Source organism: Streptomyces sp. NPDC003284 (assembly GCF_053589675.1).
This window is the reverse complement of sequence record NZ_JBSFSI010000040.1, coordinates 1-10611: the sequence shown is the minus strand read 5'-3', so window position 1 is coordinate 10611 and position 10611 is coordinate 1. Positions and strand designations below refer to the sequence as shown.

The window sequence follows — 10611 nt, the reverse complement described above, 5'->3', positions numbered from 1 at the left end:
GCCCGCGAACTCGTCTCCACCGCCATCCTGCTCACCGCCGGACTCTGGCCCTTCGCCCACCCCTCCCCGGCCGTCACCCAAGCCCAGCAGGACCCTGAACTCGCCCACACCCGCGTCGACTTCGCCGACCGCCTCAGCCGCGCCCTGCACGTGACCCTCACCGGACTGGTGCGGGGTTCAGCTCGGTGTACAGCGGATCACCGAACACCCCGCTCTTCACGGCGTCCTTCGCCGTGAGGTACATGGAGTAGTACGACCACGCGATCGGTGCTTCGGACAGCCACCGCCTCACCGCCGGATCTCCCTCACGCTGGTTGCGGAACGCCCATCTCTCGCCCGCCCAGATCCCCTTGTAGAGGCCATGACGCGCCGTGGCGAGCGCTCCGCCGAGGAACTCGAAGGCCCACTCCCCGCCGGTGAGGCGAACGCCCGTGATGTGCTGCACCACGCCATCGGTCATGAGGTTGCCCGCGGTGACGTTGAAGCCCTCCTTCAGACCGGAGTACAGGGCCTCGCGGAACTTCTGGCCCTTGTACGACTCCCATTTCTCCCAGGGCTTCGGCTCGGCGGAAGCCGAGGACGCGGAGTCCTCGGCCGAGCGCGCACTCTGTCCTTCGGGGACGGCGGACGCCTCGGGCTTCGGCGCCGCGGGTGCGCCGCCGTCCACTGTCGACGGCCGGTCCGCCTGCGGTTCCTTCACGACGCCCGGCCTCTGCGCGGACGGCTGAGGGGAAGCGGGCCGCGATTCCGGCCCGATCTCGCCGGGCCCTGTGCCGGCGCTCTCCGACATCCTGGAGGGCTCCGCCCGCACGGCCGGCTCCTCGCCCGGCTTCGCCGACGTGCTCCCGACAGGGCTCTCGGTACGCAGGGGTACGGCGGGCCGTACGGATGCGGGCTCCGGCACGGGTTCGCCGATCGGTGTCTCGGCGGACGGGCGCGGCGAGGCCGCCGGGCTCGCGCCCTCGGACGGTCTGCCGGTCTTTCCGGCGGCGTCGACCGGGCGGGGGCTGAGGATCGCCTCCACCTCCTCGGCTCTGCTCGCCGAGGTCGCGGCGGACTCACCCGGCGCGGCAGCGGCGGATGGAGGGCGGGTTTCCACGGTGCGTACCGGAGAAGCCTCGCGCGCAGCGTCAGCGGTGCCGGACGCCTCCCTCTGCACCCCGGCTCCCTCCGACGACATTCGCTCGGGCTGGGGCCGTACCCCCGTGGACCGTGCCGGAGCCGCCGCGTTCGATGTTCCGGCCGAGACCTCCTTGCCGCTCTCCGCGTGTGTCTGGGGGCGCTGCTCGCGCACGGGTCCCGGGGCCTCCGTACGGATGTCCCGTGCGGCGACGGCGCTGTCAGCGCTGGTGGGCGCGGATGCACCCTTCGCCGTGGCGGAGGCGTCGGACACGGTCGGCACCGTCGCCCGGCCCGGGGCGACCTCGGCAGGATCCACCGCCCGGCCGCTCGATGCCGCGGGCGGCTCAGCAGGTCGCGGCACGGACTCGGTGCGGACGGACTCGGTGCGGACGGCCTCCGGGCGCGAAGGAGGCGTGTCCGGGGCTCCGGCCCGCGACTCGGTCGTCAAGCGGGTGCCGTCGGGCGCCGCGGACTCGCTCGACGGCGCCGGGGAGGGCCGCGTGCCTTCCTGACCCGGCGTTGCGGTACGCGCCGGTTCGGCTGTGGTTCCCCTGCCGGACCCGGCAGCTGGGCGCTCCGCGCCGGGCGCGGGTGCGGTGGCGTCCGCCCTGCCCGCACCCACGGGGTTGTCCTTCGCAAGCGCCGGCGCTTCGGTCGTCCCGCGTGGCGCGACGGGAGTCTGCGGACGTTCCGGCGGCACCGCTCCGGTCGTGCCCTGCGTGTCGCGTACGGGCGGTGCCGTACCCTCGCCGGCCGGACGGCCCGCGGGCGGCGGGGCCAAATCCGCCGGGGGAATCTCTTCTTTCGGGCCGGACTGTGCGTCCTGGCTCGCACGCCGGGTGCCGGGCGGGGCCACGTCCTGGGGACCGCGCTCCTTCGGAAGGCCGGCATCAGCGGGCCGCGGGCTCGGCGGCGCGGGAGCGTCGGCTTCCCGGGGCACGTGCGGGAGCGTCACCTCCGGAGCCGGCGCCGGTTCCGGGCGCGGCGCCGGTACCCGGATCGTTCCGGAGGACTCAGGCATCGGGCCTCCCGGCCCGGGAGTGCCGCCCGTCTCCGGGCGCGGCTGCGGGACGACGGGCGGTTCCTCCCGCAGGGCCGTGCCGGTCACCGAGCCGCTCGTGTCCGAGGTGACCGTTCCGGGCCCGGAAGCCTCGCTCGGCCGCGCGGGGGCGGTCGTCGCATCCGGTCCTGGTTCCTTGGCCTGGGCCTTGGCTGCCCCCGCAGTCTCCTTCCCGGCCGCCGCGGCGGCGTCGTCGGCGGCCTTCTCGCCGGTGATGAAGTTCTTCACTCCGGCGCCGAACGCCGTGTTCTCCAGTACCCCCTCGGCCAGCCCGAGACCGGTGTCGAAACCGAAGAACACGGCGAGCTGCCAGGCGTTGCCCTTCCAGTCCACCGGTCGTCCGCTCAGCAGTTTCGGCACGGCCAACGACACGTAGAAGCCCGGGTAGGCACGCAGTTGGGCCGGCGCCACGTCAACGAAGAAGCTCTCGGTGAGCTTGCCCAGTCCCTCGCCGATGCGTTCCCCCGTGCGGCCCAAGCCACCTCCCACGACCCTCAGGAACTCCGTGAACTCGGCGAGGTAGCCCCGGAATCTGGCGAGTGCGCTCAGCACGCCTTCCATGAGCGGGAGTATCTGCTCCCACATCCAGTCGAGGGCAAAGCCCCCCAGCCAGCTCAGAGCCATGCCGACGGCCAGGATCTCCAGGATCTCCAGGATGAGGCCGATGACCTGTTTCACTATGAGCCAGGTCTTGTTCGCGTGCTCCTGGGCCTGCTGGCCCGTCGCCTCCAGCAGGCCAGCCGTGTGGTCCATCAGGTCGAGGTGGCCACCGACCGCCTGCGTGTAGACGGGCGCGTCCGGGCCCTCCCAGGCCGCTTTCCCCGCGGCGTCCTCCAACTGGTCGTGCAGAGCCCGGATCCGCTGTGCCTGGGCCTCCAGTTCCTGTCCATGGTGGGCCAGGAAGTTCGGATCGCCGATCTCCCGCAGGACGCGGGTCAGCCATTCCGCGATGGCGTCGTTGATGTCCACCACGGTCAGCTCAGCCGACGGACGGCTTCCACCGCCCGGGCCTGGGCGGCGCCGTAGGCCTGTGCGGCGTGGAGCACCGCTTCCCCGAGAGCCGCCAGATGCGTGCCTATCCCGTTCGTCAGGTGCGTCAAATCCTGGTGGACCCGCCGGTACTCGGTGTGTGCCGCCAGGCCGGCCGAACCGTCGCCGAAGGCGTGACCGTCCGGGGAGCCGAGTTGCCGGAGCGCATCCGCCACCCTGGACGTGGAACCCGCGCTTGCGGTGATGCTGTCCGCCACGGCCCTGAGATCCGCGGTGCGGACCCTGATACGCTCCGACATGCCTACAACCTCCTGCTCAGCTGCCGCTGTGTCAGCGGACCATGGACATACGGACGTTGCGTTCTCCTGGGCGGCCGGCCCTCAGCGCTCCGGATCGGTCAGCCGGTCCGCTCGAACTGCGGCTCGCTGCGCCGGGTGACCTGGGGGTTGCGGGACTTGAGGACGCTCCAGCCGATGCCCAGGGCGCCGGCCCAGCCCGCCATCACGTACAGACAGACCCGGGAGTCCGCGTCGTAGGCGATCAGGCCGGTGACGAAGAGCAGAAAGACGATGGCGATCCAGGAACACACGGCGCCGCCCGGGGCCGGGAAGGACGAGGCGGGCAGCCGGCCCGCGACGACCGCCTTGCGGTAGCGCACGTGACTGACCAGGATCATCAGCCAGGTCCAGATGCCGGCCGCGGTCGCCACGGAGGTGACGTAGCCGAAGGCCTTCTCCGGGACGATGTAGTTCAGCACGACGCCGATGGCCATGAAGGCGACGGATACGGTGATCCCGAACGCGGGGGTCTTGGTGGCGGACAGGCGGCTGAAGGCCCTGGGCGCCTCTCCGTTGTCGGCCAGGGTGCGCAGCATGCGGCCGGTGGAGTACATGCCCGAGTTGCAGGAGGACAGGGCCGCGGTGAGGACGACGAAGTTGACGATGCCCGCGCCGGCCGGGATGCCGATGACGGCGAACGCCTTCACGAAGGGGCTGACCCCGGGTGCGAACTCGGTCCACTTCACCACGCACAGGATGACGGTGAGGGCGCCGACATAGAACAGGGCGATCCGCCAGGGCAGGGTGTTGATCGCCTTGGGGAGCGTCTTCTCCGGGTTCTCCGACTCACCGGCCGTGACACCGACCAGCTCGACGGCGAGGTAGGCGAACATCACGCCCTGGAGCGTCATGAGGGAGGAGCCGATGCCCTTGGGGAAGAAGCCGTCGAACTGCCACAGGTTGGAGACCGAGGCGGTGTCGCCGGCCTGGCTGAAACCGAAGGTCAGCACGCCCAGGCCGATGACGATCATGCCGATGAGTGCGGTCACCTTGACCATCGAGAACCAGAACTCGATCTCGCCGAACAGCTTCACGGAGATCAGGTTGGCCACGAACAGGACGACCAGGAACACCAGCGCGGTCACCCATTGCGGGACGGACGGGAACCAGTAGTGGACGTAGATCGCGGCGGCCGTCAGCTCGGCCATGCCGGTCACCACCCACATCAGCCAGTAGGTCCAGCCGGTGAAGTAGCCGAAGAACGGGCCGAGGAACTCCCGGGAGTACTCAGCGAAGGAGCCCGACACCGGGCGGTACATGAGCAGTTCGCCGAGTGCCCGCATGATGAAGAAGATGATCAGACCTGCGAGGGCGTACATCAGGATGAGGCTGGGTCCGGCCTTGGCGATGTTCGCCCCGGCGCCCAGGAAGAGACCGACGCCGATGGCACCACCGATCGCGATCATCTGGACCTGGCGGCTGCCGAGTCCTCGTTCGTAACCCTCTTCAGCGGCATCTGCGTCCTGCGAGGACGCGGAGGACGCGGCGACCTTCGATGAGGTCATGGTCGTGTGCCTTTCTCCATGCCGGTCCAGGGCCGTCGTGCCGACCGCGGACCAGATCTTGATCTGCCGGAAACACAGTGGAGTTCTGCCGGGCCGGCCCTCGGCCGGCCCGGCGGCGCACCCGGTGCGGAGTATCTGGGGCCTTCACCGGGCAGTCGTGAACATGTATCACCCCGGCAACCTTGGTCACACCCACACAGGCCACGGTGGTTACTCATTCGTTATCCATGCATGGCGATCCCCAAACCGAGAAGTACCGGAAAGTGTGGGCGAGCACCTGCTTTTCAAAGGTCGGCATATGCCTACTCCTTGACATCCTTCGATGACCCATACTTAACATGTATGTATGACTGAGCCGTTTCGCTTATGTGTCACGGAGAGCACCGCGCTGACTTTCGGTCGGCACGACGGGCATGTGTCGGCCACGGGAAGCGGCGTCAGAGGGCTGCGGGAAGCGGGCCCTCCCTGCATGTGCTCAGCGGAGAACGGCCGACCCCGAGGGGAGGTGCACGCGGGCACGGCTGTCACCGGACCCGGAGGTCCACGGCGCCGCCATCCGTCGCGGCGAGAGGGAACCTGGGGCGCGCGTCGCCGGTCACGGTTGCCTGAACACGCGGGACAACCGTCCGGCGGACGGGCTCACTCACGGCGGTGTGCCCGCGGGGCCGCCGGCCTCGTCCGGTGCCCGCGTGTTCTCATCGGACCCGGTTCGCGCTGATCCCAGGAGCGGTGAGGCGGGCCGGGGGCGCCCTCGCGGTGTATGCACGCGCGCGGCCGGTCCGCCTCCGAGGGAGAGACGAGGGAGAGGGAGGCCGATGGCCTCGTGTACCGGGTCCGCCAGGTCCCGGGAAGCCGTGCGGGTACGGCCTCCCGGGGAATCCGGGCCACACCGCGGTACGGGTGTCTTCGCGGGCCGCCGGATCAGCGCGCGGAACCGGCCGCCTGATGCTCCGCCTTGAGCTGCGCGAGGGTGCCCTCGCGCCGGGCCTTGCGCCAGCCCTGCTTGGCGAACATGCCGTTGAAGAACAACTGCACGCTCTTGACCGGCGGGGCGGCGAACCCCGCGGAGGTGTGCGGCGCGTACACGGCCGTGTCACCGGACGTCTCCAGCCACCCGGTGCAGACACGGTTGGCCAGCCCCACGGCCTTCGGACCGAAGGAGTGCGCGGTGAGCCCCGCCCGGCGGACGCCGGGCGGCAGCAGGCCCTCGGCGGCCTCCAGGAGCACTCCCCGCTCGCTGTGCCCGGTGACCCGGACCGGGACGACGACCGGGTAGCCGTCCGTGCCCCGGTAGGCCAGCAACTGGTGCGGCAGCTTCCGCAGCCGGCCGTGCAGCTTGCGGGTGTCGACCCGGGGACCGGTGCCCTTCGCGGGCGCGTGCTGCGAGGCCGGTGCCTCCTGCGGCCAGGCCGCGCCGGACGTGGCGCGCTCACCGGTCCCGCGCGCGTCGGGCCAGGAGGCGACGCGGCGCACCGCGATGTCGATGACGACACGGTTGTCCAGGTAGTCGCCGAGCGCCCAGTCGCAGAAGCGCCCCGAGGGCATGTCACCGAGGAAGCGGGCGACCCGCGGGGCGAGTCCGGCGAGCACCTCGGGCGAAGGCGCCAGCGGGACGGTGGCGACACCCTGGGCGAGGACGAAGTCGTCGGCCGTCGCGAACCCGTGCTCACGGGTGTGGTAGGCCATGGCCACATGTGCGTCACGGAGGATGTGGAACAGCTTGCCGTTGAAGGCCAGTGACGTCGTCACACCGATCGACCCGGCATCGCGGTCGACGAGTCCGGTCGGCGAGACGGGAACGGCCACACAGCCCCCCGCGGGGGTGACGTAGGAGAGGGGCGGTCACCAGGTCGCCCGCCATGGCGTCCTGCGCCGCGTCCGGCCAGCGCACGATGTCGGGGGCTCCCTGAGCGGGGATCGGCTCGACCATGCGCGGACTATATTGCTCGCTCACACATATCGCCAAACGGGCACTCTTGTGCCGTACGGTGATCGGCACGCAACATGTGACCGGCGGACCAGCCCAGGTGAACTCGGCTGCCCGCAGGACTCGTTGTCCTCATGAAATCCCTGACCGCGCGGAGCAACGAGAGCCGCCGGTCCCCCGTCTTCACCCACACGGGAGTTCCCATGCGTATCTAGCAGCGGCTGAGCCGCCGTACCGCGCTCGCGACGGGCACCGCCGTCCTCGCTGCCGGTGCCGCCGTCGGCACACCCGCCTCCGCCGCCATCGGCAACCACCGGGTCCAGCTCTGCGCCCAGGGCAACTACGCGGCCGACATCACCTGGTCGACCAATCTCCGTACCCGCGTCGTCTTCCCCGGCCAGTGCCAGACCTTCGACATCGTCGGCACCGGTCCGTACACCATCGGGGGCTTCTACAACGTCAGCAAGGCGCACTTCGATCTGACCACGGTGCTGCCGCTGCCCGGCGGATACAACTCCAGTACCCCGGGCAGCAAGTGGGGAGCCGAGGGCGACACCGGCAACCCGGACAACCGGCCGTACGTGGTGCGCTGGCAGTAGTACGCACCGCGCAGCGACGAAGGGCCCCCTCGCACCCGCCCCGCAGGCGGAGGCGAGGGGGCCCGCTGTCATGCCTTCGCACGGGCGTCCGGCCGCCCCTGCGCTGCCCTTGGGCGAGTACCGGCTCAGGGGCGCAGCGCCTGGAGGGTCAGTTCGCCGTACCGGCGCCACAGCGCGGGGTCGCGCTCGGCCGTCCGCATCAGTTGAAGGGTCATGCCGCACAGCACGACGCGCAGGTCGAAGGCGGTGGCATCGTCCCGCACCCGCCCGGTGGCCTTGGCCTCCTGCATGAGGTCGCAGAGCCGGACGAGCAGGTTCGAGGCGGTCTGGAACTGGGCGGTGGCCAGCGCCTCCGACAGCAGCCGGTCCCCGGCGAGGCTCTCGAAGAGGCGGAGCACGAACACGCGGAACCGCTCGTAGGTGTCCGTCAGTTCGAGCGCGGGGGCGGTGTTCCGGTCGAGCGTGGCCAGCCGGTGACCGACGACGGCCTCCAGGAGGTCTTCCTTGGTGGGATAGCTGCGGTAGACCGTGGCCTTGCCCACCGCCGCCCGCTCGGCGACCTGCGGCACCGTGCCCTGGAGGCCGACCTCGCCGAAGACCTCCAGCGCCGCGGCGAACACCCGCTCGTGATTGCGCCGGGCGTCGGCCCTGCGCTGGGGCGCCTCGGGCCCCGCAGTCTCCGTGGTCTCCGGTGTCGTCTCCACTTCCTTCACCGTCCCATTGTGCCCGTCCCACGGTGTGCCGAGTCCTCCGCCCCGCCGCCCCACCGCCGGGCCGCCGAAACAACCGGACTCATGGGTCCGGTTATACTGGGCGACACAAGTGGACCCATGAGTCCGTTTCACCCGACCCCTCGGAGCAGAGCGATGCACACACCGCCCCACCACGGCCTCGCCCCGGCCGCCGCCCGCGCCACGGAAGACCTGATCCAGGCCGTCCGCGCGATCTCCCCCCTGCTGCGCGCCGAGGCCGACGCCGCCGAACGCGACAGCCGGCTGACCCCCGAGGCCGAACGGGCGCTGCGGGAGGCGGGGCTGTTCCGGCTCGGCGTCCCGCGGAGCTTCGGCGGTCACCAGCTCCCGCTCGCCGCCGTGCTGGACGTATCCGCCGAGGTCGCCCTGGCCTGTCCGTCGAGTGCGTGGGTCGCGATGGTCGCCTACGTGGCACAGCAGCTGGCGGCCTCCTTCGGGGAGCAGGCACGCTTCGACCTGTGGGGCACCGGACCGGACACCGCGATGTGCGGTGTGTTCGGCGGTACGGACACCTCCGCGGAACCGGTCGAGCAAGGAGTGCTGGTCTCCGGCCGCTGGGGATGGGCGTCCGGCTGCCACCAGGCGGACTGGGCCCTGCTCGGGGTGCCCCTGCCCCGGCCCGGCGCCGCGCCGGAGCGCGGCCTCGCGCTCGTCCGGGCCGCCGACCTGGCCATCGAGAACACCTGGGACATGGCGGGGATGCGCGGCACCGGCAGCGACACCCTGGTCGCCGAGTCGGTGTTCGTGCCGCAGCACAGGCTGCGTCCCTTCGCCGACGTGGTCGCGGGCCGGGAGACCGCCGAGGAGCCGCTGTACCGGATCCCGCCGGGCTCGATGACCCTCGCGTCCATGGGTCCGCTGCTGGGCGCCGCCCGCGCGGTCTTCCGTCTGACCATGGAGGCCGTCGACGGCGGCAAGCCGATGGCCATGTCCCTCCATCCCCGGCTGGCCGACTCCCCCGGCGTCCAGGGCGCGCTCGCCGACGCCGCCACCCTGATCGACTCCGCCGCCCTGCACCTCGCGCGCTCCGCCGAGGCCGTCGACGCCGCGGCGGCGGAACCCGGCACCGCGCCCCTCGTCGACCGGGCACGGGTGCGCATGGACGCGGGACACGCCTCACGGTGTCTGCGCGAGGCGGTGCAGCTGCTGCTCACCGTGAACGGCGCGGGCAGCTTCGCCCGGGGACGGCTCGTCCAGCGCCACTGGCACGACCTGGAGACCGCGGCCCGCCACCCCACGCTCCACCCCGGCCTGGCCCGGGAGATGTACGGGCGGGCGCTGGTCGGCGACACCCGGCCGGTGAGCCCCATGGTCTGACCCGACCGCCCCCGTCCGGGCGGCGCGCGCCGCGAGACCGCCGCACGTCCACGGCCGTTCCGTACCCGGACCTTCTCCCGACCCGTCAGACGAGGACACCCCATGGCCGACCCCGCTCCGCACACCACCCCCGGCACCGGAGCCGCTCCCCCCGCCGACGCCGGGACCCACCGCGAAACCCTCGGACACTTCGCGTCGGGCGTGGTGGTCGTCACGGCACACACACCTTCCGGACCGGTGGGTTTCACCTGCCAGTCCTTCGCGTCCCTCTCCCTGGATCCGCCGCTGGTCTCCTTCGCCGTGTCCCGGACCTCCCGCACCTGGCCCCTCATCCGGGACACCTCCGCCTTCTGCGTCAATGTGCTCGCCCAGGAGCAGGAAGACCTCAGCACGGCCTTCGCCCGGTCCGGCGGGGACCGGTTCCGGCAGGTGTCCTGGACGCCGGGCCACCGGGGCGCACCGTCGCTGGACGGTGCCTGCGCCTGGATCGGCTGCGATCTGGTGCACGAGTACGAGGGCGGCGACCACACCATCGTCGTCGGCCGGGTCGCCTCGCTCCGGGCGGATCCCGCCCGCGCCCCGCTCGTCTTCCACCGCGGGCGCTACCGCACGCTGGCGCAGCCGGGAGGACGGCGGCAGGACGGCGGCGAGCCGGACCCGGGCCGTGGAACGGCCACCGGCCCCTCTTCGTGTCCGGCCCCTCGTCACGTGTGACAACGTATTCCGGCTAGGCTGGCCGGGATCCGTCCGTCTTCGGGCCCCCTGTGCGATCCGCGGGCCGTATGTGCGCGACGCCCCCACGATCCGGCACCGACGCCCCGGAGTTCCCGGGCCGCGGTGCGCCGATGTGAGCAAGGAGAGTTGCGGTGACTGAGTTGTTCTACGACGCCGACGCCGACCCGACCGTCATCCAGGGCCGCAAGGTCGCGGTCATCGGTTACGGCAGCCAGGGTCACGCCCATGCCCTGTCGCTGCGCGACTCGGGTGTCGACGTGCGGGTG

At 71.7% G+C, this 10611-nt stretch carries 8 protein-coding genes and 1 pseudogene; 4 read left to right on the top strand and 5 right to left on the bottom strand.

Annotation, left to right across the window (positions count from 1 at the left end; translation table 11 throughout):
* The first annotated feature begins 24 nt into the window (after positions 1 to 24).
* Entirely contained in the window at positions 25 to 237 is a 213-nt protein-coding gene (locus ACWDYF_RS37130; protein ID WP_451584333.1) for a hypothetical protein, read from the top strand.
* Here the strand turns inward: ACWDYF_RS37130 and ACWDYF_RS37125 are convergent.
* From ACWDYF_RS37125 to ACWDYF_RS37105, 5 genes are all read right to left on the bottom strand, one after another.
* Positions 158 to 3151 (bottom strand): hypothetical protein, encoded by a 2994-nt coding sequence (locus tag ACWDYF_RS37125; RefSeq protein WP_389474746.1) that lies wholly within the window; start codon positions 3149 to 3151, stop codon positions 158 to 160. The two genes, ACWDYF_RS37130 and ACWDYF_RS37125, sit on opposite strands and share 80 nt — an antisense overlap.
* Before the next feature lie 5 nt (positions 3152 to 3156).
* Complete coding sequence (locus ACWDYF_RS37120; protein ID WP_389474748.1) at positions 3157 to 3429, bottom strand: hypothetical protein; 273 nt, start codon at positions 3427 to 3429, stop codon at positions 3157 to 3159.
* 140 nt (positions 3430 to 3569) lie between these two features.
* Positions 3570 to 5015, bottom strand: a complete 1446-nt coding sequence (locus ACWDYF_RS37115; protein ID WP_389474750.1) for an amino acid permease — start codon at positions 5013 to 5015, stop codon at positions 3570 to 3572.
* A gap of 921 nt (positions 5016 to 5936) precedes the next feature.
* The gene (locus ACWDYF_RS37110) at positions 5937 to 6821 is read right to left on the bottom strand and encodes a hypothetical protein (protein WP_389474752.1); all 885 of its coding nucleotides are present in this window, start codon (positions 6819 to 6821) and stop codon (positions 5937 to 5939) included.
* Positions 6822 to 7666: 845 nt separating this feature from the next.
* Complete coding sequence (locus ACWDYF_RS37105; protein WP_389474754.1) at positions 7667 to 8254, bottom strand: TetR/AcrR family transcriptional regulator; 588 nt, start codon at positions 8252 to 8254, stop codon at positions 7667 to 7669.
* Between the two features lie 153 nt (positions 8255 to 8407).
* On the opposite strand from ACWDYF_RS37105, the gene ACWDYF_RS37100 reads away from it, so the two are divergent.
* The 3 genes and pseudogenes from ACWDYF_RS37100 to ACWDYF_RS37090 form a co-directional block, all read left to right on the top strand.
* On the top strand, positions 8408 to 9610 hold the full coding sequence (locus ACWDYF_RS37100; protein ID WP_389474756.1) for an acyl-CoA dehydrogenase family protein: 1203 nt from the start codon (positions 8408 to 8410) through the stop codon (positions 9608 to 9610).
* Between the two features lie 102 nt (positions 9611 to 9712).
* A complete protein-coding gene (locus ACWDYF_RS37095) occupies positions 9713 to 10324 on the top strand; it encodes a flavin reductase family protein (protein WP_389474758.1) in 612 nt (203 codons plus the stop codon).
* A 152-nt stretch (positions 10325 to 10476) separates the two neighbouring features.
* Positions 10477 to 10611: pseudogene (locus ACWDYF_RS37090) on the top strand (ketol-acid reductoisomerase); the annotation flags it as partial.